Here is a 20,957-nt window from a genome sequence, read left to right as displayed (position 1 = left end):
ACTTGTGAGGTTGTCGCCCATATGTCGGTGGTTAAGGCTCAAGTGGCAGCGAGAAGGAAAGCAGTATGAAAACAACACAAGCCGCTCTCGGGCACTGGCCTCAGATTCTGGAATATTACGGGCTACCGCCAGTCACGGGTAAAAACCACTTCAAAGGCGAATGCCCAATGTGTGGTAAGCGTGGGAAACTGCGCATTGATGATCAGAACGGGGCTGGCACCTGGGTGTGTGTCTGTGGTTCCGGTGATGGCTGGTCATTACTGATAAAATCCACGGGAAAAGACTTTGCGACACTGGCCCCTGAAGTCGATCGCCTTATCGGTAATGTTTACGTTCGTGATGAAGCGCAAGCCCCGGCACCAAAATCAGCGGCTATGGCGCACCGTGAAAAGTTAACCCGCAAATTTCCGACACTACAGACCCTGCGCGGAACGGGGGCAGACCGTTATTTAAAACGCCGTGGCATAAACTCCCTTCCGCAAGAGGCTGTACGCTTCTGTGACAAACAACGGGCCAACGGCGGTATGTACCAGGCTATTTACTCGCTAGCAACCGACGACAAAGGAGCATTGTGCTACCTGCACCGCACGTTACTGGATGGCGATAAAAAGGCTGACGTAGCGGGAGCACAAAAGAAACTGACCAAGCTGCAAGAAGAAACCTACCTTGAACATGCCGGTTCTGTGGCTATTCGCATGTTTCCGGTTTCGACCACGCTCGGCATCGCTGAGGGCATAGAAACAGCGCTGTCATGCCATCAAATCACCGGCTGTAATACATGGGCCACGCTGAATACTTCGTTTATGAAGAAATTCCGCGCCCCACGCGGTGTTGAACACCTGATTATTTTTGCTGATGCAGATAAGAACCTTGCCGGACACGCAGCCGCCTTTATGTGCGCCAATGCCAACCTGCTGGCAAAAAACGACCTGAAAACCGTTTCGATACGCTGGCCCAAAAGCGGTGATTTTAATGACCTGCTGACAGAAGGGCGTGAAGTGTATGAGTGGACAGGCAATAAGGACGGTGTGCAATGAAAATGCTGCTTTCCGGCGTGGTTGTCCCTGAGTTGGGGCAAGTGATACTGCGTCCTGGTCGGGATAAGTTAGGTATGTTCCGCCAACCTATTGTTGTCAGCCCTGCGCCCTCTACCATGAAAGACCGGCCATCTGGGGTGTTGCATACAGAGCAGCCATTGATTAACGATAAGTGGATGGGATTCCTGACACATGAACGCGTTTTAAATGCTACTGGTGGTAAAAACGCGCTGGTGGCATGGCTGAAGCAGGGCGTAGGGTGCCAATGGGAAGGTGACTATCATCATGAGCAGTCTGTAATTCTTGAAACTGAGCAAGGCGCAATTCGGTTATGCTGGCACCATGACAATGAGTTGCGTGAAAATCCTGATGTGCTTCGAGGCCACGTAGCACGAAATATCGCCGAGTATGTTGTTCGTTCAGCCTGCTATTGGTTTTTCTTCCCTGAAACTCACCTGCTGACAGAACCGGAAATTTGCTGGTGGTCAGTGCTGCACAATGTTTCCGATTTACTCCCACGTGATGCACTTCATGTAACCCTACGCATGCCCGTTGTCACAGAGGCTCACGGCCCACAACGTGAGTGTGACATTACATGGGAAGTACACACCCCAGCAAACGAAATCATCGACAGCAAGGTCGAGAAAATCAAACCCATTCTCAAGCTGGCTATTGATAACGAGCCCGCCGCAGGCTTCATGCTGCGCCCAAAACTGAAACGCTGGGAATGTGAAAAATGGACCCGCTGGGTAAAAACGCAGAAGTGCTGCGGTTGTGGTAATCCATCGGACGACCCTCACCACATCATCGGGCATGGGCAGGGTGGCATGGGAACCAAAGCGCATGATTTCTTCGTTATCCCTGTATGCCGTCACTGTCATGACGCGATACACAAAGACAGAAACGCCTGGGAAGAGGAACACGGTAGCCAGGTCGAGCTGTTATTTCATTTCCTTGATTGGGCGCTGGGCATTGGCGCAATCGTTATTGAGCGGAAGGTGGCATGATGAACCAGCAATATATTGAATACCTACGTGGCTGTGTCAGTACGGCGCTTGCTGACCGCAGAAGCGGTAAAGGGCAACTTGATGCTTTGAACGGTTCAGCGATGACACGAACAACAGCACATCCCCGCAAGCGCCTTCGTATAGTTCAGCTTGAGGGCCGGAACGTTTGTGCTGCAACTGACGCTATGCACTGTACAGAAACACGCAGCAGAAGAAAGCCAATGCCTCCGATAGACCCTATCACATACGGCACTGCATCATGGCGTAGAGCTTTAGGGCATCTGGAACCCCATCAAGAGGCATGGATACGATACTGCTATGGGTATGATCTGAATTACGACTATCAGGTGATGATTTGCCAGAATGTTTGGAACGAATACCGCGCAACATTGACAGGAAAGCGCACCACAGAGAAAGCGCGCCGCCGTATTGAATCGCTGGTTTGGTTGGCGGTTCAGAGCTATGCGGCAACATGCGGGTTTGTTGAGGTGTTGCGCAAATACAACGATAGTGAGCTGGCCGAATTATCAGGTGTCAGTAAATCAACGTGGTCGGAAAACTATCGTCACCATTGGCTGGGTTTAATTGCTTGCGTAGCCAGCCTGGATAGTTCTGCATTACTTACGGTGAAAACAATGAGAAGTGAATCACGTTCGGTACATTTGGCGACATAATCATTGCAAAACCGAACAATATTGGCTATATTTACAGTGTATTTGATATGTTGCCATAAATTCGAAAGCCCACCATTGAGTGGGCTTTTTTGTTGCTGTGAGAAATGGGCGACCGGGAGTGTGTTGGCAGCACAAACCCGGTCATTCGCTCATACGGAGAGATCACAAGCGAACCGAGGCCCACGCTTTAGTGCACAAAGCACAGTGAGCCTATCAAAAGGACGCTGATTGATCCATGCAAAACACTGTGAATTTAAACAGTATTAATATTTTTCATGCAGACTCACTGCAATTCATCAAAACCCTGCCGGATAACTGCATTGACCTGATAGCCACTGACCCACCGTATTACCGGGTTAAATCGAACGCTTGGGATAACCAGTGGAAATCATCACAGGAGTATCTTGCCTGGCTTGACATAATGTTTGCGGAATTCTGGCGGGTATTGAAGCCAGCTGGGAGCCTGTATGTGTTCTGCGGCTGGCATCTTGCAGCAAACATTGAGCTACTCATGCGAGAGCGGTTCAACGTTAGAAACCATATCATTTGGGCAAAACCGAGCGGTCAGTGGAAAGGGTGTTGTAAGGAAGATTTACGGGCTTACTTCCCAGCGACAGAAAGGATCATCTTTGCTGAACATTACGCAGGTCCGTATAAACCGAAAAATGATGGTTACGCGGCTAAATGCAGTGAGTTGAAGCGCGATGTACTACGCCCCCTGATTGATTACTTTCGGGATGCACGAGCAGCGCTGAAAGTGTCATCAAAGGATATCAATGCAGCGACGGGTAAGCAGATGGCATCGCACTGGTTCAGTGATAGCCAATGGCAACTACCCAGCGAAGCGGATTATCAGAAATTACAGGCTCTATTTCATCGCATTGCTGCCGAACGCTCGAAACCAAGCGGTCTTGATAAACAGCATCATGCGCTGGTGGATGATTACACTACGCTGTCACGCCGATATTCCGAGCTGGTGGCAGAATATGAAAACCTGCGCCGTCCGTTCACGGTATCCGCACTGGTGCCATACACCGATGTGTGGACTTATCCGCCTGTGCAATTCTACCCAGGCAAACATCCCTGCGAAAAGCCCGCTGAAATGATGCGCGACATTATTGCAGCCAGTAGCCGTCCCGGTGATGTGGTGGCTGATTTCTTCATGGGCTCAGGGGCAACGATCAAAGCCGCGATTAAGTTAGGGCGCCATGCACTTGGCGTTGAGTTTGAAGAAGAGCGATACCGCCAAACGAAAAATGAAGTTGAAGCATTAAAAACAGACCCTGGCTAACGCCGGGGTTTTTATTTCCTGTAAATCACACAGCGCCATCCCTGTTGGGAGGTGAGGCTATGACACGAATGAGCACTATCTACAGCAGGCTTTCATACGGAAGCGGAACGGGGCTAATTGGACTGGGTGCGTCTGCCAGAGCCTACGCTCAAGCCACAAAAGAAAGTGTATGGCTGCTTGCCGACAAAATGGCCGGGTTAACTCTTGGTGATTGGGCGATCATCGTCGGCATGGCCTGCACTATCGGCACTTTTGCTATCAACTGGTACTACCGCAGAAAGGAATATCAGTTGAGAGAGCGAGGCGGTGCATGATGAGCAAAAGAAAAATTGCAGCAGGTGTGGTGTGCTCTGTCAGCGTCATCATCGGCATTGTGATGAACAACGGCCAGGTGCGAACCAATCAGGCTGGATTGGAGCTTATCGGCAATGCCGAATCATGCCGCCGTGACCCCTATGTATGTCCGGCAGGCATTTTGACAGATGGCATTGGCAATACGCATGGCGTCGTTGATGGCACCCGTAAGACGGACCAGCAGATTGCCGCTGACTGGCAAAAAAACATCCTTGAGGCTGAAAGCTGCGTTGATAAATACGCCGCTGGAAAGAGGTTGCCAGATAACTCATTCAGCGCAGCAGTGAGCATTGCCTTTAATGCTGGCTGCCCAAAGATTCAGGCTTCAACCATGTTTCAGTTATTCCGTGCTGGAAACATTGTGGCTGCGTGTGAGCAGTTTCCTCGCTGGGTGTATAGCGGCGAGAAGAAACTTCCAGGACTTGTTGCTCGACGCGATAAGGAGCGGTCGTTATGTCTATCCTCTCAGGCTGGAAAATAACGGTTCTTGCGCTGCTGGCAGGGATAGCCATCGGTTGGTACGTGCAGGGCTTACGCTGGGATGCTGATGTAGCAGAACGCGGCAAGAAGGCATCTGACGCTATCAACGCTGGTCAACAGGCCGTAATCGCTGGTCAGGCTTTCCAGTTTCAACGCTTCAATGAAATAGCACGCCAGGCTAATCAGTACGGCACCAACATTAAGGCCCAATCCGATGAAAAGCAGATTGTCTACCGCACCATCATCAAACGTGATCCGGCTGGCCGCCAGTGCGTGCCTGATGATGTTGCTAGCCGGTTGCTCGACTACACGAACGATATACGTGCCAGCGCCATGCACGCCGTTACCGGCAAGTCTGACCCAATCAGTGTTAGCCCCATTGCCACCGCCTGCCGACTGACATACGCGCAGGCCGTTTACTGGATTGACCCGCTACTGACTGCGATTGACCTAGCTAACAGCCAACTGGCAGGGATACGAGAAGCAGAATTAACGCGAGCCTCACATTAGAGATGATTTCTATTTGGATTGAACCATGCCAAAACTGAAACCCTACGGTAGCAAATGGCAGCGCTCACGACTTGAATATCTCCGGGCTAATCCTCTTTGTGCCATGTGCCTTGAGGCTGGCAGGTATGAGCCTGCTGTTGTTGTTGACCACATCAAGCCTCACAAGATGCATGAAGCCAAAACCCCAGAGGATATGGCGGTTGCTCAACATTTATTCTGGGACCGAAAGAACTGGCAAGGGCTGTGTAATCCACATCATAACTCAACCAAACAGCGCATGGAGAAGAGTGGAAAGGTCATCGGATGCACAGAGGATGGTCTGCCGCTTGATGCTAATTCACATTGGTTTAAATGAGAATGAATATCAATAACTGCTATTGATAATGATTATCAACACCGTGCGGGGAGGGCGGGTCGAAAGTTCAGGAGCTTACCTATTGAATACCGACCGCCCTCCTTTTTGTGCACAACCGCGAAATGAAAAGTTTTTTTCTGGGAGGTTCCGATGGCAGGACGACGCCCGAAACCGACCCACCTCAAAGTGGTGACCGGCAATCCGGGCAAACGCAAACTCAATGATAAAGAGCCACAACCATTACGCGAAATTCCCAGCCCTCCTGCGCACCTTACTGATTGGGGGAAAACGGCCTGGGGGCGTATGACCGTGCTTCTCGATGGCATGGGGGTTTTAACGACAGCAGATGTTTTTGCGCTAGAACGTTTGTGTGACATCTATGCCGACATTCTGCAACTGCGCAATACCATCACCGATGAAGGCAGGACGTATACCGTCCAAACGGAGGGTGGGTTTCTTATCAAGGCTAACCCGGCAGTTGCCATGCTGGCCGATGCCGATCGCAGGTTCAAGAGTTATTTGGTGGAGTTTGGTCTGACGCCTGCGGCGCGGTCTAAGGTACATGTTGATGGTGGAAAAAAAGAAGACGACCCGCTCGAAAAGTACTTTGCTTGATCCTGTCACTCAGTACGCGCAGGACGTAACATCCGGTAAAGAAATTGCTGGGCCAGATATTCGAAATTCCTGCAAGCGTCACCTTTCCGATCTGGGTTCTTGCCATGCCCGTTCGCTAGTCTGGGATGCTGAGGCCGCTCAGCGCGCGATAGATTTTTTCGCAAAGGTGCTGAAGCTCAACGGCGGTGAGCATGAGGGAAAGCCCTTCATTTTGTTGCCGTGGCAATATTTTGTCGTTGGTTCGATCTTCGGGTGGAAAAACTCGGACAGTTATCGCCGATATCGCATGGTGTATGTTGAATCAGGGAAAGGCTCTGGTAAATCGCCGCTGGCTGCGGGCATCGCGCTGTACTGTTTGGTCGCTGATAAAGAGCCTCGTGCAGAAGTGTATGCGGCTGCAACGAAAAAAGACCAGGCAATGATCCTTTTTCGTGACGCCGTGGCGATGGTTGACCAGTCTCCAGCAATGTCACAACGCATACACAAATCCGGTGGTGCAGGGAAAGAATGGAATCTGGCTTTTTTACAAACAGGCTCTTTTTTCCGGCCTATAAGTTCAGATGACGGGCAGTCTGGTCCACGCCCACATTGTGCGCTGATTGACGAAATTCACGAGCACAAAAGTAACCAGGTTGTCGAGATGATGCGTGCCGGTACGAAAGGTCGGCGGCAGGCGTTGATTTTCATGATAACCAACAGCGGCCATGACAAAACCAGCGTTTGTTACGATTATCACGAGTACGGGCGTAAGGTTGCCGAAGGTTCGCTGGAAGACGACAGCTTTTTTTCGTTCATTTGTTCTTTGGATGAAGGCGAAGACCCTTTTAAGGATGAGGGTTGCTGGAAAAAGGCAAATCCGTCTCTGGGGCATACTTTCAACGAGCGCTATTTACGGGAACAGGTTACCCAGGCTCGTGGCATGCCTGCGAAAGAGAGTATCGTCAGACGGCTTAATTTCTGCCAATGGGTTGATGCTGCCAACCCGTGGATGAGCAGTGATGTCTGGATGGGCTGTGAGAATAATTTTGATCCCGAAGAATTAAAAGGTGAAGAGTGTTTTGGCGGACTAGACCTTTCAGGAACGCGAGACCTGACCGCATTAGCATTATTTTTCCCCAAACAGCGTAAGTTACTGGTCGAATTCTGGACGCCAAAAGAGACCTTGGCAGAACGCGCCAAAACGGATCGTGTTCCCTATGACGCGTGGGAGCGTAAAGGATTCATCCATACCACACCAGGCAAGGCGGTGAAGTATGGATTTGTCGCACAAAGAATGGCTGACCTTTCTCAGCAGTTCTTTATCCGGGCGGTGGCATTTGACCAGTACCGCATCAAGTACCTTGAGCCCGAACTGGAAGAGGCTGACGTTTCCATCCCGCTTATTCCTCACGGACAAGGCTATTACAAAGCGCAGGACTCCGGGTTGTGGATGCCACACTCGATAGAGTTATTTGAGCAATTACTGGACGATCAGGAAATTATCATCAGTGCAAATCCCTGCCTGCGCTGGAATGCAGCTTCTGCTGTGACAGAGGCTGACCAGAAAGAAAACCGTATCTTTGCCAAAAAGAAGAGTACCGGGCGTATTGACGGGGTGGTCGCATCTGCGATGGCTATCGGTGCTGCGGAAGGGTTCGTTCCCGAAGAGGGGGATGTTGAGGGCTTTTTTGATGATCCGATAATAGTGGGTATCTGATGGCTAAGAACAAACAACCGGGGCGCGTAAAAAGCGCCCTTTTAAATTGGCTCGGCGTACCCATTAGTCTGACTAACGGGACATTCTGGCGTGAATGGTTTGGCACGAGCAGTAGTGGTAAAACAGTTACGGCAGACAAAATCATGAGGCTGTCTGCTGCATGGGCATGTGTCAGGCTATTGAGCGAGTCCGTTTCAACATTGCCACTGAAAGTTTATGAGCGACAGCCGGACGGCTCGCGAAAACTTGCTCAGAATAATGCGGCCTATCAGGTGCTATGTCGTCGTCCGAATCCGGAAATGACGCCATCCCGGTTTATGCTACTGGTGGTGGCCAGCGTTTGTTTACGCGGTAACGCTTTCGTTGAGAAGCTTTTCATCGGAACCAAACTGGTTTCGCTGATCCCGCTATTACCCCAGAACATGGTGGTAAAGCGGCTCGATAACGGCCGCTTGCAGTATACCTATACCGAGAACGGCAAAAAGAGGGACATTTCTCCTGATCGCCTGATGCATATTCGCGGGTTCGGTCTGGATGGTGTTTGCGGCATGATGCCGACGATGGCAGGGGTAGATGTTTTCGGTGCCGCGATGTCAGTGGATGAGGCAGCCGCGAAAATTTTCGAAAATGGTCTGCAAAGTACGGGGTTCCTTTCTTCGAAATCAGCATTGACTCCAGATCAGCGTGAACGATTACGTAAAAGTTTAAACAGTTTCATCGGTTCGAAAAATGCCGGGAAATTGATGGTTCTGGAAAATGAACTGACTTACCAGAATGTCACGATGAACCCGGAGGCAGCCCAACTTCTGGAAAGTCGATCTTTCAGCATTGAAGAGATTTGCCGCTGGTTCCGCGTACCGCCTTTTATGGTTGGGCATGTCACCAAACAAAGCAGTTGGGCGTCCAGTCTGGAAGGAATGAACCTGCTGTTTCTCACGCATACCCTGCGCCCCCTGCTCGTTAATATTGAGCAAGAAATTGCCCGCTGCCTGCTGATGGGTGATGAGGACTTGTTTGCAGAGTTCTCTGTTGAAGGTCTGTTACGGGCTGATAGTGCCGGACGTGCTGCGTATTATACAAGCGCGCTACAGAATGGTTGGATGTCCCGAAATGACGTGCGTCGTCTCGAAAACCTTCCCCCGATTGAAGGTGGAGATATCTTCACTGTGCAACTGAACCTGACTCCGCTGGAAGATTTGAAGAACGGGAATCTGGCGGCGCAGGCGCTGGCACTGCGGCAACTTCATAGCCATGTATTTCCTGATATTCCTTTCGAACAATCGCCCCTGAAACAGGCTGCGTAGGAGCTTTTCCCCATGACAAAAAAACAACTTCCGGCAGCGCCGGTGGGTCGCCCCTGCGCGGGGATTACCTGCGAGCCATTGCCCTCAGCCCTTGAGCGCTGGAATGGTGGCATTCGGGCGGCGGCGAGTGACGATAACACCATTTCTGTTTTTGATGTGATCGGGCGTGATTATTGGGATGAAGGTGTTACAGCAAAACGCATTGCCGGTGCATTACGATCGATGAATGGCGCTGATGTCACCGTAAACATTAATTCCCCTGGTGGGGATATGTTTGAAGGTTTGGCGATTTATAACCTGCTGCGTGAGTACGAAGGAAAAGTCACGGTGAAAGTGCTGGGTATCGCAGCCAGCGCAGCCTCTGTTATTGCGATGGCTGGTGATGAGATTCAGATAGGGCGTGGAGCCTTTTTCATGATCCACAACTGCTGGATCGTCGCGATGGGTAATCGCCATGATTTTGCCGAGTTGGCCGACTACCTGAAGCCATTTGACAGCGCAATGGCAGATATTTATGCGGCGCGCTCCAGTCTGGATGTTGACACCGTAGCAAAGTTGATGGATGCGGAAAGCTATATCGGTGGTAGCGATGCCGTAGAGAAGGGACTTGCAGATAGTCTGCTTTCAGCTGATGCCGTATCTGACGGCGATGATTCTCCTGCGGCTGCGCTCCGCAAATTGGATGCGCTGCTGGCTAAATCCAATACACCTCGCTCAGAGCGTCGTCGGCTCATCAAATCGTTAACCGGGGGTACGCCTGGCGCTACTCCAGAACATGAAGGCACGCCGAGCGCTGCCAGTGAAATCAAACCTGAAACTCTTGCTGAACTGAATGCTGCATTAAGCAGCCTGGTATCGGCGCGCAAATAATCTGGAGCAATTATGTCCGAAGTAAACGAAATTCTGAAAAAAGTCACTGCCAGCATTGAAGAGGCAACCGGAAAGTTTAATGCCAAGGCAGAGGAAGCCCTGGGTGAAGCGAAAAAATCAGGCCAATTGTCTGAAGAGACGAAAGCGGCTGTTGACAAGATGGCGTCTGAATTTAATGCATTGGTCTCTGCTGAAAAAACGCTTAAAGCGGCACTGGGCGAGTTGGAGCAGCATGTGGCACAAATGCCGCTGGCAAATGCGAAACAGGTTATTGAGTCTATTGGCCAGCAGGTGATTTCTGCTGAAGCCCTGAAAACTTTTGCAGCCAGTGTGGCTGCCAGTAAACGTATCTCTATTCCTGTGAAGGCGGCGATGATTTCCAGCGATGTTCCGGGGAATATTGTTGCGCCGGATCGTCTGCCTGGGATTGATACTGCACCCAAACAACGCCTTTTTATTCGCGATCTGATTGCGCCAGGCACAACGGGTTCGAACACCATTTACTGGGTACAACAGACCGGTTTCACCAACAATGCAGCGGTTGTAGCGGAAAACACAAAGAAGCCCTACAGCGACATTGAGTTCGAAGAAAAAATCACCCCGGTACGAACCATTGCGCATCTGTTTAAAGCATCAAAACAGATTCTGGATGACTTTGCTCAGTTACAGTCTCAAGTCGATGCTGAAATGCGTTATGGGCTTAAATATGTGGAAGAGCAGGAAATTCTGTTCGGTGATGGTACTGGGGTGCATCTTGAAGGCATTATCCCACAGGCATCAGCTTACAGCGCTGCTTTTCAGGTAGAAAAGCAAAACGGGATTGACGATCTACGTCTGGCGATGTTGCAGGCCCAGTTGGCTCGCTTCCCGGCATCTGGTCACGTTCTGCACTTCATTGACTGGGCGAAGATTGAACTGACCAAGGATACGCAGGGGCGCTACATCCTGGCTAACCCTGCGGCACTGACTGGACCAACGCTGTGGGGACTTCCGGTTGTTGCTACCGAAGCTGCCGCATTCCAGGGAAAATTCCTGACAGGTGCATTTAGTGCAGGTGCTCAGGTGTTCGATCGTGAGGAAACCAATGTGGTTATCTCTACCGAGAACGCCGACGACTTTGAAAAGAACATGATCACCATTCGCTGCGAAGAGCGCCTGGCGCTGGCGGTTAAACGCCCTGAAGCCTTTGTCTATGGTTCGTTCACCGTACCTGCTGGAAACGGTGGCTAATTATGCCATTTCTTTATAGCGGCTTGATGGCCGCTTTTTCTTTGGAGTCATCATGAAACTTATTGCCACCAAACCCATTTACCACGGCGGTGTAGTCGTTGTTGAGGGCGTAGAGTTTGAAACACGGGAACAGCATGGTCGGGAATTACTTAAAAAGGGCTATGCAAAAGAAATCGTTGTGGATAATCCTGCGGAACAGCCGGAACAGCCGGAACAGCCGGAACAGCCGGAACAGCCGGAACAGCCGGAACAGCCGGAACAGCCGGAACAGCCGGAACACAGCCCAAAAAGGCGAAAAAATAAGGGGCCGTCATGCTGGATATCGACCTGGTTAAAGCGCATTGCCGTGTCGAAACTGGCAGTGATGAAGACACTCTGCTTAATGCTTATATCCTTGCGGCAGGAAAACGTGTTCAGACATATACCCGCCGTAAGCTCTACGAAAATGAAGATGTTGAGGGGTATGCAGAGGATGAAGATCGACTCCTGCTGACGGAAGATGTTCAGGTTGCCATGCTGCTGTTAATTGGTCATTGGTATGAAAACCGGGAAGCGGTTGTCATTGGCCTATCGGTGCAACCTCTTCCCTTTGCTGTCGAATCACTATTGCAACCCTACCGTATTTACGGTCTGTGAGGCGTTATGAGAATAGGGCGACTACGCCACCGCGTCACCATCCAGAACTTCACAACAACCCGCGATGATAGTGGGCAACCCATCAAGACGTGGTTCGATGCTGCTACTGCGTGGGCCGAGGTTGCACCCATAAGCGGGCGTGAGTTGGTGGCTTCTGGTGCGGTATCTGCCGAGGCGACAATCCGTGTGTGGATGCGTTATCGGTCAGATGTCTCTGCGGCGTCACGGTTACTGGCCCTGAACGGACCCTTTAAAGGCTTAACGCTGGACATTATCGGCCCACCTATCCCAGACGGTAAATGCACTCGACTGGAAATATTGTGCAAGCAGGGGGTGAAGCGTGATTGATTTTGGTCTTGATTTCTCCGGCCTGAATGACATTGCCAGGGATTTGGAAAAGCTGAGTCGGGCAGAAAACAACAAGGTGCTGCGCGATGCCACTCGCGCCGGTGCTGAGGTGTTGAAAGATGAGGTTATCGATCGCGCTCCCGTTCGCACTGGGAAAATGCGCAAAAACGTTGTGGTGGTTACGCAGAAATCACGGCGAAAGGGAGAAATCTCTTCCGGCGTGCATATTCGCGGTGTGAATCCCCGAACGGGTAACAGCGATAACACCATGAAGGCGAAAAACCCCCGCAATGCCTTTTACTGGCGCTTTGTCGAAATGGGTACGGTGAATATGCCTGCGCATCCTTTTGTTCGCCCCGCGTTTGACACAAGGCAGGAGGAAGCCGCCAACGCTGCCATTGCTCGGGCAAACCGTGCGATTGACGAGGTGCTGAGTAAATGACAGAAACCGATATCCATCCACTGATAGCTGGGATAGCAAATGGTAATGTTTATCCGTACATCATTCCGCTGAATAGCGAGGGTGAGCCAGCGATTTCGCCGCCGTGGGTGGTGTTCTCGTTTGTGTCGCAATCATCCGCTGATGTGCTGTGTGGCCCGGCAGAAACCGCATCGTCCGTTCAGTTTGATGTGTATGCGGCGTCAATCGCAGCCGCCCGTAATATTTGTGGAGAAGTGATCGCGGCATTGTCGCCACTTGCACCTGGTAATCAGATGTTGACGCCTGGGTATGATCCCGATACCGGGTTATACCGCGCGACAGCAGAACTACAGTTTATCGACTAACCCCATACCAACCCTATCCTGACCCGCCATTGAGCGGGTTTTTTATTTGGAGACGTCCATGACCGCGCTTTATGAAAAGTCACAAAAAACGGTAATCAGAATCTCATCAGCGCCAACAACGCTGGAGGGGATTAATACAGCCACGTTCCTGGAACTGAGTTGCACTATCAAAGAAATCCAGTTCACCGCAGGGCAGAAGAACGATATTGATGTGACCGCGTTATGTTCAGATGAGACCGAGAACATCAATGGCCTTCCTGCACCATCTGAAATTTCATTGTCTGGTAATTTTTACCGCAATGCGGCGCAAGATGCTCTGCGCGATGCATATGACAATGACACGCGCTATGCCTTCCAGGTCATTTTCCCGTCCGGTAACGGTTTCCAATTTTTGTCAGAGGTACGGCAGCACACATGGTCTGCTACCACTAACAGCGCGGTGGCTGCAACGTTCTCTCTGCGACTTAAAGGCAAGCCTACAAACATTGTGCCTGGGCCATTGGTGTTAACAACTAATCTTCCTGCGACAAAAACTGTGGCAGAGGGTGCTGCATTGACGATGGCCGTTGCGGCCAGCGGTGGTATCGCTCCATATTCTTACAAATGGCTGAAAGATGGTTCCGCAATCAGTGGCCGCATATCCGCATCATTCAATAAGGCGACTGCTGAATCAGGTGATGCGGGAGTTTATACCTGTGAGGTTACGGATTCGGCACCCTCGCCGGTTACGATCACATCCGCATCTTGCACCGTCACCATCAGCTAACCCGGAGCAACAAACGCATGGCAAAGAAAAGCATTAAATCTCTGGCGCTGGCTCCTGGTGCTGGCTTTCTCACAAAGGCTATCGAGGTTCCAGAGTGGGAAGGGGTGAAAGTCACCCTGCGAGAGCCAAGTGCAGAGGCGTGGCTGCGCTGGCAAGACGCGGTAAAAACCAACGATGACAGAGAATCATTATCTGTATCTGAACGCGTCCGCCGTAATCTTCATGCAGATGCAACGCTGTTTATCGATATTCTGCGTGATGAAGATGGTGAACCTGTGTTTTCAGTCGATAACCTCAAAGAGGTGGAAAGCGTTTATGGTCCTGTTCATAGTCGCTTGCTGCGCCAGGCGCTGGACATCATCAACGACGCGGAGATAGCAAAAAAAAAGTAACTCAACCTGGCATGCAGTTTCTGATGGCGCTGGCGCTCCGGTTGGGGCGCACGCTGTCAGAAATGCGTCAGACAATGACAGCCAGCGAGCTGATGATGTGGATTGAGTACGACAAACTTTCCCCAATCAGTGATGCTCGGGGAGATATTCAAACGGCGCAGATCGTCAGTGCAGTATATGGCGCTCAGGGTGTAAAAGTGCCACTTACTGACGCTATGCTTGACTGGTCAGGCAAGGAAGAAGAGGACGCCGATCCGTTTGGCAATCTTGAGGCATTTCTTTCTCAGGCTGCTATGTAGTGATCTTTGACATCGTTAATGTTAAGTTAAATCAACTTGACATTAAGGGGTAAGTCCTGTGAGTAAATATTGGTGGTGTATCTTTATTGTGCTAATCATTATTAGTGTTTTTGCTTACTTCAAATTTTATGAAAAGAAACCTGATGATGAAAAAACCACTATTACAGCAGTAAATATTGATAACACATTAGTTCAAAGAGCAAAGAAATTTGTTTCTCGCAATTTAAAAGACCCTGATTCTGCAATATTTGGTGTTGTCTTTCCTAGTGGCGATTCATCTGAAATAGCATGCGGAAAAGTGAATGCAAAAAATAGCTATGGTGGATATACGGGCGAAAAGAGATTTATTGCAATACCATCTCAAGGAGGAGTCTCCTTTGAAGGTGATGAAGAGTTTGATAGTCAATGGAATAAATTATGTGGCTCATCAGCGCCCAAGATATTGCTGAACTAAACTAAGTTAAACATTCAAAGCCCCGTTTCGGGGTTTTTTATTGCCCGGAGAAAATGATATGGCAACGCTGCGCGAGTTGATCATTAAGATTTCAGCCAACTCGCAATCATTTCAGTCAGAGATCGCCCGCGCCTCACGCATGGGTGCTGATTATCACCGGACCATGCAAAACGGGGGGCGGCAGGCTGCGGCAGCTTCTCGTGAAAGTCGCCGTGCGCTAGCGGAAGTGAATGCCCAGCTTGCCTCTGTAAAGTCTACGGCGATAGGAATGACTGGTGCGCTGGCGGGTGCATTTGCAACCGGAAATCTTATTAATTTGGCCGATCAGTGGAACATGATTAATGCCCGGCTGAAACAGGCGTCGATATCTACGCAAGACTTCACCAGTAATCAGGCTGCGTTGATGGCGCTGAGTCAGCGCACAGGAACGGCATTTGCAGATAATGCCGGACTATTTGCCCGCTCGGCCGCTTCACTGCGTGAATACGGTTACTCATCGCAAGATGCACTAAAAGTCACTGAAGCATTGGCTACCGGCCTGAAACTTTCTGGCGCGGGTGTTCAGGAATCCAGTTCTGTTATTACCCAATTTAGCCAGGCATTAGCACAGGGTGTCCTGCGCGGGGAAGAGTTCAACTCTGTAAACGAAAATGGTGATCGGGTTATCCGTGCGCTGGCGGCAGGAATGGGAGTTGCGCGTAAAGACCTCAAGGCCATGGCTGATGACGGGAAACTTACTGCTGATAAGGTAGTTCCTGCATTAATCAGCCAGCTTGGGGCGATGCAAAAAGAGTTTGAGGCCATGCCTGCTACCGTTGGCGGCTCGGTAACGAAGGTGCAAAATGCTTTCCAGCAATGGGTCGGCGGAGTTAATCAGACGTCCGGCGTGACAGCTACCTTATCGGGAACGCTGGATTCGTTAGCTGACAATATTAACGAAGTTGCTACTGCTGCCGGGGTGCTGGTGGCTGTAGGTGCCGCTCGGTATTTTGGCAATATGGCTTCCGGTGCGTCCAATGCTACTGCAGAGATCATCAGGAATAGAAAAGAGCAGATCAGTAATGCTGCAGCACAACTTAATGCTGCACAAATGGTACAGAGAAAAGCTGTGGCAGACGCGGAAGCGGCAGTATCGGCTTACAATCTAGCTCTAGCCGAAACTAATGTGGCGAAAGGTTCTAATGCTTCAATGATCGCCACTCAGAATTTAACTGCAAAGCGTAGCGCAATGATTGCGGCCAATGCTGCATTGATTAATTCAAACCGTGCAGTGGCTGTGTCTGAAGCATCTGTTAATAGGTTGGCATCGACATCAAATCTGGCGCTGGGCGGCCTAAAGTCTCTCGGCGGAATGCTGGGTGGTATACCTGGCATGGTTATGCTTGGCGCCACTGCATGGTATGCCGTTTATCAACAGCAAGAGCAAGCACGACAATCAGCGATACAGTACGCCAGCACACTTGATGGTATTGTTGCTAAATCTAAAGAAATGAACATGGCGCAGCTTGGCGGAGCTATCGCGGATTCTAGTGATTCAATTACCGCCCTGAAAAAGCGCGTAGATGATTTAAAAAAATCTCAGGAATCAGCAGCAGCTGAGTTGGAAAAATATAACTCACTCATCAGAGGATTGGTGGGGGGGGATGGCGGTGGGTATGCAGTTAAGGCCGCAGAAGCACAAAGAACACTCGATAAAGCAACAAGAGACTTAGACGCTACCCAAAAATTACTGAATAACACGATAGCGAATCAGAGGAAATTACAAGACCAGGCAATCAACAAGATGGTTGAAATGTCGGGGGCTGTGAATTCTCTGGCGGACATGTACGAAAGGTTAAATCGGGTTACTCGGCAAACTGTAATGTTTTCACAGCCTCAATATGCTGGTCCTGTTCTTTCAACACTGGATGATAAACAGCAGTCCGCAATCACTAAGCAACAACGTGATCGAATTTTGTCAGGACTTAAAGATTTAGAAAGAGCTCGCAGGCAAGCAGAATTTGAGGCTGACGATCTAAATCTCCCTTCAGGGTGGCGTCAAAAATATATTAGTGATGCTGAGACTACCTTCAGACAAAATGAAGCCAATAAACCGAAGAAGAAGGGACCAAAGACTGACGAAGAAAAGGCAGTTGATACCTATGATCGCCTGATTAAACAACAGCGTGAGCAACTTGCACTGGGTAGCTCAAATACTGAGTTAGCAAAAATCAGGTATCAAACCTCTCAAGGTGAATTATCGACCCTTTCCAGCATTCAAAAACAGGAGCTTTTACGCAATGCAGCGTTGATTGATCAGGCTGAAATACGGAAAAAGGCGACTGAATATGAGAACGGGCTTATTGATTCCAATGCCAACGCCAAAGCGGCTAATGACGCTAATCTTGTTGGTTTCGGTGAGGGCTCTCGTGTTCGTGAGCGTATGCAGGAAATGATCAGCATCCGCCGCGAGTTTATCCAGAAAGATGATGAGCTACGGCGTCAGCATCAGGCTGGTGAAATAGATGATGAGTTTTTCAATCGAGCCATTGCCCTGAATAAGCGCTATCTGGATAAACGTCTGAGTGATCAACAGGGGTATTACACCTCACTGGATGACCAGCGCAATAACTGGATGGGAGGTATGAGCGACGGTTTTGCTGATTGGGCTGACGATGCTACCGATTACGCTACCCAGGCATCTCAAGGGATGAAGACCGCGATGAGTGGGGCGGTGGGCTCAATCACTGAAATGCTCAACGGTAATAAAAATAGCTGGAAAGATTGGGGCGTTAGTGTCCTTAAGATCATCCAGAACGTGCTGGTTAACATGGCCGTGGCAAATGCAGCCAGTTCTGCCAGTGGTGTTTTTGGTAGCTTGTTTAGTGCTGGCGCATCTGCGTTTTCCGGTGCAGCAACAGCCTCAAGCAACGCTTTTACCACTGGCGCATACAATAATCTTTCGTTCAATGCTCAGGGCGGTGTTTATCAGTCACCATCGCTGAGCGCATACAGCGGAGGTGTGTACAGTACACCTCAGTTGTTTGCTTTTGCGAAAGGTGCAGGGGTGTTTGGTGAGGCTGGGCCAGAGGCCATAATGCCACTCACTCGTGCTGCAAATGGATCGCTCGGTGTCAGGGCGATCATGCCTGGTGTTCAGGCAACGAATAACGGAGGGGATGTTTACGTGACCATTAATGAAAACGGTACAACATCTGTTGCGGGGAATGGTAATCAGGATTTTGCTCGTGAGTTTACGCAGATAATCCAACGCGAATACAAGAGATTGCGTGATCGCGATTTATCTCAAGGTGGAGCCATTAACCGTGCTATCTCTGGAGGACGATAATTGGCTATCGAAACATTCGGTTTTTGTCCCCGCGTCAATCCAGAGGGGGCATTTACACAGCGAACCCGATCGATACAGTTCGGTGACGGTTACACGCAGCGGGCAGGCGATGGGATTAACGGCGAGTCACAAAGCTGGCCGTTAACGTTTGTTGGCGATGATGACAGTATTCAGCCAATTATTGCATTTCTGCGTCGTCACAAGGGGTATATGCCGTTTCGATGGGTGAACCCGCTCGCTGAGTTAGGGCTGTACTGCTGCCCTGATGGATTTAACGTTACCGCAATGGGTAAAAACAGTCGTGGCGATCAGGTTTTTCAACTCACTGCAACGTTTGTGACTGCCTACCATCCGTAAACCTCATTAAATATCTCATCAAGACTAAATACCTTATTACGGGATTTTTATGTCATTAAATAGGGACTCCCAAAAACTGGAGCCGGGCGATCGCGTGCGCCTGTTCGAAGTGGATTGCACTGCATTTGATGGCCCGGAATTGTATTTTCACAGTCATGCTATCGCTCATACCTCAGAGGAAATTGAGGCGGCGGGTGAAGATGCAGCAAAGATACTCGCCAAATCGATTTGGTGGCAGGGCAAAGAATACAAAGCCTGGCCTACGCAGGTTGAAGGGCTGGAAATGACCAGCGATGGAAGCGCCCCTACGCCCACTCTGGCGGTGGGTAATATCGATGGCACCATTACCGCACTCTGCCTGGCTTATCAGAATCTGGCGCAAGCTACTGTGCGGGTTCACACCACGTTTGCGCACTATCTTGATGCGCGAAATTATCCTGAAGGTAACGCCGATGCCGATCCAACGCAGGAGCGGTTAGAGGTTTGGTATATCGACAGCAAAACCGCAGAAGATGACGAATCAGTCAGCTTCAAATTGTCATCACCGGCAGACCTGCAGGGCATCATGATCCCCACAAGGCAGATACACAACCTGTGCACCTGGTGTATGCGCGGTCAGTATCGGGGGGCGTCATGTGGTTATACCGGCACTGCCTGTTTTGATGCGGATGGCAATCCTGTTGACGATCCTGCGCTGGATGAATGCTCGGGGTTGCTGTCAACCGGCTGTAAACCGCGTTTTGGTGAAGATGCTGAATTGCCCTTCGGCGGATTCCCCGGCTCTGCGCTGATTAAGAGGTGAATAATGAAACTCAGCAAATTAATCATTACAGAAATACTGTCCCACGCCGAGCACGTGCATCCGTATGAGGCATGCGGGTTGATTGTGCAAAGCGGCAGGAAACAGCGCTACGTACGCTGTCGCAATCAGGCGTTGGAGCCGGAAGAGCATTTCACCATGAACCCGGAAGATTACGCAGAGGCGGAGGATAGCGGGACCATCGTTGCCATTGTCCATAGTCACCCGGATGCCAGCACGCAACCGAGCCCTGTTGATCTGGCTGAATGTGATGTGTCGCAACTGCCGTGGGTTATCGCCAGTTGGCCGGAGGGGGATATTCGCACCATTATGCCTACGGAGGGTATCAGGCCGTTGCTGGGGCGTCCTTTTGTGCATGGCATCTGGGATTGCTACGCCATTGTGCGTGACTGGTATCAGTTGGAACGAGATATCACGCTGCCCAACTTTGAGCGCTCGGATGGATGGTGGAACCGCAGCGAAAACCTTTATATGAAACATTACGCCGAAGCAGGGTTTACTGCTGTCAGCGGTGAGTTACAACCCGGTGACGTAATCATTATGCAAGTGCGCGCCAGCGAACCGAATCATGCCGGGGTTTATTCCGGTAACGGTGAAATGATCCATCACATGTACAACCAGTTGAGCCAGAAAGCGCCCTACGGTGGCTACTGGTTGGACAGAACCATAACCCGCCTGCGTTATACGGGAGGCGCTAATGTCGGTCGCGATTGAGTATCAACCCCTGAAAACTATCCGCCTCTATGGCGTTCTGGGCGCAACGTTCGGGCGCGTGCACCGTCTGGCGGTTGAAAGTCGTCAGGAAGCGATAAAAGCACTGAGCGTGATTATCCCCGGTTTTGAAAAGTTCCTGCTGACAAGCAAGGTGCGGGGGTTAACTTACGCAGTATTTGACGGTAAACGGAATCTTACTCGTGATGAGTTGGATTTTAATGTCAGTCATGAAATCCGTATTGCTCCGGTAATTATTGGGAGCAAGAAGGCGGGAGTGTTTCAAACGATACTCGGTATCACATTACTGGCTATCGGAACCTTTGCCCCTTGGGGCGCGGCATTGTGGGCGAGCGATTTGGTGGGTGCGATAGGGATATCGATGGCGATTGGAGGGATAGTTCAAATGCTCACCCCGATGCAAGGAGGGCTTTCAGTGCGGGAATCTCCTGATAACAAACCTTCCTACGCTTTCGGTGGACCGGTTAATTCCATCGCTCAGGGCAATCCTGTGCCCATCCTGTATGGACGTCGCCGAATCGGAGGCGCAATTATCTCTGCGGGAATTTACGCAGAAGATCAGCAGTAATCATTCCGTTCACTTATTAAGCCGCTCTTAGCGGTTTTTTTGTTTCTG

Annotated in this window: 27 protein-coding genes; 26 read left to right on the top strand and 1 reads right to left on the bottom strand. The window is 50.4% G+C overall.

What is annotated here, in order from left to right:
- Nucleotides 1-65: 65 nt before the first annotated feature.
- The 13 genes from J5069_RS08705 to J5069_RS08645 all read left to right on the top strand — a co-directional run bounded on the left by J5069_RS08705 (nucleotide 66) and on the right by J5069_RS08645 (nucleotide 11,423).
- Nucleotides 66-1,037 carry a toprim domain-containing protein gene (locus J5069_RS08705; RefSeq protein ID WP_264643435.1) on the top strand — a complete coding sequence of 324 codons (972 nt, stop codon included), beginning with the start codon at nucleotides 66-68 and terminating at the stop codon, nucleotides 1,035-1,037.
- On the top strand, nucleotides 1,034-2,044 hold the full coding sequence (locus J5069_RS08700; RefSeq protein WP_264643434.1) for a DUF968 domain-containing protein: 1,011 nt from the start codon (nucleotides 1,034-1,036) through the stop codon (nucleotides 2,042-2,044). The genes J5069_RS08705 and J5069_RS08700 overlap by 4 nt, the downstream gene beginning before the upstream one ends.
- Nucleotides 2,041-2,718 (top strand): bacteriophage antitermination protein Q, encoded by a 678-nt coding sequence (locus J5069_RS08695; RefSeq protein ID WP_264643433.1) that lies wholly within the window; start codon nucleotides 2,041-2,043, stop codon nucleotides 2,716-2,718. The genes J5069_RS08700 and J5069_RS08695 overlap by 4 nt, the downstream gene beginning before the upstream one ends.
- A 235-nt stretch (nucleotides 2,719-2,953) precedes the next feature.
- Complete coding sequence (locus tag J5069_RS08690; protein WP_264643432.1) at nucleotides 2,954-4,009, top strand: DNA-methyltransferase; 1,056 nt, start codon at nucleotides 2,954-2,956, stop codon at nucleotides 4,007-4,009.
- 59 nt (nucleotides 4,010-4,068) lie between these two features.
- Nucleotides 4,069-4,323 (top strand): phage holin family protein, encoded by a 255-nt coding sequence (locus tag J5069_RS08685; protein ID WP_264643431.1) that lies wholly within the window; start codon nucleotides 4,069-4,071, stop codon nucleotides 4,321-4,323.
- Nucleotides 4,323-4,844: a lysozyme gene (locus J5069_RS08680; protein WP_413542222.1), complete on the top strand. Its 522-nt coding sequence runs from the start codon at nucleotides 4,323-4,325 to the stop codon at nucleotides 4,842-4,844. The genes J5069_RS08685 and J5069_RS08680 overlap by 1 nt, the downstream gene beginning before the upstream one ends.
- Nucleotides 4,817-5,353, top strand: a complete 537-nt coding sequence (locus tag J5069_RS08675) for a hypothetical protein (RefSeq protein ID WP_264643429.1) — start codon at nucleotides 4,817-4,819, stop codon at nucleotides 5,351-5,353. The genes J5069_RS08680 and J5069_RS08675 overlap by 28 nt, the downstream gene beginning before the upstream one ends.
- Nucleotides 5,354-5,378: 25 nt before the next feature.
- The gene (locus J5069_RS08670; protein WP_264643428.1) at nucleotides 5,379-5,708 is read left to right on the top strand and encodes an HNH endonuclease; all 330 of its coding nucleotides are present in this window, start codon (nucleotides 5,379-5,381) and stop codon (nucleotides 5,706-5,708) included.
- 150 nt (nucleotides 5,709-5,858) lie between these two features.
- Nucleotides 5,859-6,323, top strand: a complete 465-nt coding sequence (locus J5069_RS08665) for a phage terminase small subunit P27 family (RefSeq protein ID WP_264643427.1) — start codon at nucleotides 5,859-5,861, stop codon at nucleotides 6,321-6,323.
- Nucleotides 6,277-8,019: a terminase large subunit gene (locus tag J5069_RS08660; RefSeq protein WP_264643426.1), complete on the top strand. Its 1,743-nt coding sequence runs from the start codon at nucleotides 6,277-6,279 to the stop codon at nucleotides 8,017-8,019. The genes J5069_RS08665 and J5069_RS08660 overlap by 47 nt, the downstream gene beginning before the upstream one ends.
- On the top strand, nucleotides 8,019-9,323 hold the full coding sequence (locus tag J5069_RS08655; protein WP_264643425.1) for a phage portal protein: 1,305 nt from the start codon (nucleotides 8,019-8,021) through the stop codon (nucleotides 9,321-9,323). Before J5069_RS08660 ends, J5069_RS08655 begins: the two co-directional genes overlap by 1 nt.
- 12 nt (nucleotides 9,324-9,335) lie before the next feature.
- Nucleotides 9,336-10,193: a head maturation protease, ClpP-related gene (locus J5069_RS08650; RefSeq protein ID WP_264643424.1), complete on the top strand. Its 858-nt coding sequence runs from the start codon at nucleotides 9,336-9,338 to the stop codon at nucleotides 10,191-10,193.
- Nucleotides 10,194-10,205: 12 nt separating this feature from the next.
- Nucleotides 10,206-11,423 (top strand): phage major capsid protein, encoded by a 1,218-nt coding sequence (locus tag J5069_RS08645; protein WP_264643423.1) that lies wholly within the window; start codon nucleotides 10,206-10,208, stop codon nucleotides 11,421-11,423.
- A gap of 13 nt (nucleotides 11,424-11,436) precedes the next feature.
- On the opposite strand, the gene J5069_RS08640 is transcribed toward J5069_RS08645, so the two are convergent.
- Nucleotides 11,437-11,559, bottom strand: a complete 123-nt coding sequence (locus tag J5069_RS08640; protein WP_264643789.1) for a hypothetical protein — start codon at nucleotides 11,557-11,559, stop codon at nucleotides 11,437-11,439.
- Nucleotides 11,560-11,735: 176 nt separating this feature from the next.
- On the opposite strand from J5069_RS08640, the gene J5069_RS08630 reads away from it, so the two are divergent.
- From J5069_RS08630 to J5069_RS08570, 13 genes are read left to right on the top strand one after another with little or no spacing between them, the layout of a single operon-like run.
- Nucleotides 11,736-12,059 (top strand): head-tail connector protein, encoded by a 324-nt coding sequence (locus J5069_RS08630; RefSeq protein WP_264643422.1) that lies wholly within the window; start codon nucleotides 11,736-11,738, stop codon nucleotides 12,057-12,059.
- Between the two features lie 6 nt (nucleotides 12,060-12,065).
- Complete coding sequence (locus tag J5069_RS08625; RefSeq protein ID WP_264643421.1) at nucleotides 12,066-12,407, top strand: phage head closure protein; 342 nt, start codon at nucleotides 12,066-12,068, stop codon at nucleotides 12,405-12,407.
- Nucleotides 12,400-12,849, top strand: coding sequence for an HK97-gp10 family putative phage morphogenesis protein (locus J5069_RS08620; RefSeq protein WP_264643420.1), 450 nt, complete (start codon nucleotides 12,400-12,402; stop codon nucleotides 12,847-12,849). Before J5069_RS08625 ends, J5069_RS08620 begins: the two co-directional genes overlap by 8 nt.
- Nucleotides 12,846-13,193 (top strand): DUF3168 domain-containing protein, encoded by a 348-nt coding sequence (locus tag J5069_RS08615; protein WP_264643419.1) that lies wholly within the window; start codon nucleotides 12,846-12,848, stop codon nucleotides 13,191-13,193. Before J5069_RS08620 ends, J5069_RS08615 begins: the two co-directional genes overlap by 4 nt.
- A 58-nt stretch (nucleotides 13,194-13,251) precedes the next feature.
- Nucleotides 13,252-13,959, top strand: coding sequence for an immunoglobulin domain-containing protein (locus tag J5069_RS08610; RefSeq protein ID WP_264643418.1), 708 nt, complete (start codon nucleotides 13,252-13,254; stop codon nucleotides 13,957-13,959).
- A gap of 17 nt (nucleotides 13,960-13,976) precedes the next feature.
- On the top strand, nucleotides 13,977-14,351 hold the full coding sequence (locus J5069_RS08605; protein ID WP_264643417.1) for a phage tail assembly chaperone: 375 nt from the start codon (nucleotides 13,977-13,979) through the stop codon (nucleotides 14,349-14,351).
- Between the two features lie 11 nt (nucleotides 14,352-14,362).
- Nucleotides 14,363-14,650 carry a DUF4035 domain-containing protein gene (locus tag J5069_RS08600; protein ID WP_264643416.1) on the top strand — a complete coding sequence of 96 codons (288 nt, stop codon included), beginning with the start codon at nucleotides 14,363-14,365 and terminating at the stop codon, nucleotides 14,648-14,650.
- Nucleotides 14,651-14,708: 58 nt separating this feature from the next.
- The gene (locus tag J5069_RS08595; RefSeq protein WP_264643415.1) at nucleotides 14,709-15,104 is read left to right on the top strand and encodes a hypothetical protein; all 396 of its coding nucleotides are present in this window, start codon (nucleotides 14,709-14,711) and stop codon (nucleotides 15,102-15,104) included.
- Nucleotides 15,105-15,162: 58 nt separating this feature from the next.
- On the top strand, nucleotides 15,163-18,432 hold the full coding sequence (locus tag J5069_RS08590) for a phage tail tape measure protein (protein WP_264643414.1): 3,270 nt from the start codon (nucleotides 15,163-15,165) through the stop codon (nucleotides 18,430-18,432).
- A complete protein-coding gene (locus tag J5069_RS08585; protein ID WP_264643413.1) occupies nucleotides 18,433-18,789 on the top strand; it encodes a phage tail protein in 357 nt (118 codons plus the stop codon).
- A gap of 49 nt (nucleotides 18,790-18,838) precedes the next feature.
- Nucleotides 18,839-19,591 carry a phage minor tail protein L gene (locus tag J5069_RS08580; RefSeq protein WP_264643412.1) on the top strand — a complete coding sequence of 251 codons (753 nt, stop codon included), beginning with the start codon at nucleotides 18,839-18,841 and terminating at the stop codon, nucleotides 19,589-19,591.
- A 3-nt stretch (nucleotides 19,592-19,594) separates the two neighbouring features.
- Complete coding sequence (locus tag J5069_RS08575; RefSeq protein ID WP_264643411.1) at nucleotides 19,595-20,323, top strand: C40 family peptidase; 729 nt, start codon at nucleotides 19,595-19,597, stop codon at nucleotides 20,321-20,323.
- Entirely contained in the window at nucleotides 20,307-20,909 is a 603-nt protein-coding gene (locus J5069_RS08570; protein WP_264643410.1) for a tail assembly protein, read from the top strand. Before J5069_RS08575 ends, J5069_RS08570 begins: the two co-directional genes overlap by 17 nt.
- Nucleotides 20,910-20,957: the final 48 nt, after the last annotated feature.

It is taken from the genome of Candidatus Symbiopectobacterium sp. NZEC127 (assembly GCF_025962675.1).
GTDB lineage: Bacteria > Pseudomonadota > Gammaproteobacteria > Enterobacterales > Enterobacteriaceae > Symbiopectobacterium.
The sequence above is the reverse complement of the archived record's forward strand: the minus strand, read 5'-3'. Positions and strand labels throughout refer to the sequence as shown.

Coding starts and splice junctions, on each gene's coding strand:
- J5069_RS08640 (WP_264643789.1), bottom strand. CDS start 11,559: ATGCTGTTCCCGTGTTTCAAACTCTACGCCCTCAACAACGACTACACC.
- J5069_RS08700 (WP_264643434.1), top strand. CDS start 1,034: ATGAAAATGCTGCTTTCCGGCGTGGTTGTCCCTGAGTTGGGGCAAGTG.
- J5069_RS08605 (WP_264643417.1), top strand. CDS start 13,977: ATGGCAAAGAAAAGCATTAAATCTCTGGCGCTGGCTCCTGGTGCTGGC.
- J5069_RS08630 (WP_264643422.1), top strand. CDS start 11,736: ATGCTGGATATCGACCTGGTTAAAGCGCATTGCCGTGTCGAAACTGGC.
- J5069_RS08705 (WP_264643435.1), top strand. CDS start 66: ATGAAAACAACACAAGCCGCTCTCGGGCACTGGCCTCAGATTCTGGAA.
- J5069_RS08650 (WP_264643424.1), top strand. CDS start 9,336: ATGACAAAAAAACAACTTCCGGCAGCGCCGGTGGGTCGCCCCTGCGCG.
- J5069_RS08610 (WP_264643418.1), top strand. CDS start 13,252: ATGACCGCGCTTTATGAAAAGTCACAAAAAACGGTAATCAGAATCTCA.
- J5069_RS08670 (WP_264643428.1), top strand. CDS start 5,379: ATGCCAAAACTGAAACCCTACGGTAGCAAATGGCAGCGCTCACGACTT.
- J5069_RS08655 (WP_264643425.1), top strand. CDS start 8,019: ATGGCTAAGAACAAACAACCGGGGCGCGTAAAAAGCGCCCTTTTAAAT.
- J5069_RS08680 (WP_413542222.1), top strand. CDS start 4,323: ATGAGCAAAAGAAAAATTGCAGCAGGTGTGGTGTGCTCTGTCAGCGTC.
- J5069_RS08695 (WP_264643433.1), top strand. CDS start 2,041: ATGATGAACCAGCAATATATTGAATACCTACGTGGCTGTGTCAGTACG.
- J5069_RS08600 (WP_264643416.1), top strand. CDS start 14,363: ATGCAGTTTCTGATGGCGCTGGCGCTCCGGTTGGGGCGCACGCTGTCA.
- J5069_RS08645 (WP_264643423.1), top strand. CDS start 10,206: ATGTCCGAAGTAAACGAAATTCTGAAAAAAGTCACTGCCAGCATTGAA.
- J5069_RS08685 (WP_264643431.1), top strand. CDS start 4,069: ATGACACGAATGAGCACTATCTACAGCAGGCTTTCATACGGAAGCGGA.
- J5069_RS08615 (WP_264643419.1), top strand. CDS start 12,846: ATGACAGAAACCGATATCCATCCACTGATAGCTGGGATAGCAAATGGT.
- J5069_RS08660 (WP_264643426.1), top strand. CDS start 6,277: ATGGTGGAAAAAAAGAAGACGACCCGCTCGAAAAGTACTTTGCTTGAT.
- J5069_RS08625 (WP_264643421.1), top strand. CDS start 12,066: ATGAGAATAGGGCGACTACGCCACCGCGTCACCATCCAGAACTTCACA.
- J5069_RS08665 (WP_264643427.1), top strand. CDS start 5,859: ATGGCAGGACGACGCCCGAAACCGACCCACCTCAAAGTGGTGACCGGC.
- J5069_RS08580 (WP_264643412.1), top strand. CDS start 18,839: ATGTCATTAAATAGGGACTCCCAAAAACTGGAGCCGGGCGATCGCGTG.
- J5069_RS08675 (WP_264643429.1), top strand. CDS start 4,817: ATGTCTATCCTCTCAGGCTGGAAAATAACGGTTCTTGCGCTGCTGGCA.
- J5069_RS08575 (WP_264643411.1), top strand. CDS start 19,595: ATGAAACTCAGCAAATTAATCATTACAGAAATACTGTCCCACGCCGAG.
- J5069_RS08690 (WP_264643432.1), top strand. CDS start 2,954: ATGCAAAACACTGTGAATTTAAACAGTATTAATATTTTTCATGCAGAC.
- J5069_RS08590 (WP_264643414.1), top strand. CDS start 15,163: ATGGCAACGCTGCGCGAGTTGATCATTAAGATTTCAGCCAACTCGCAA.
- J5069_RS08570 (WP_264643410.1), top strand. CDS start 20,307: ATGTCGGTCGCGATTGAGTATCAACCCCTGAAAACTATCCGCCTCTAT.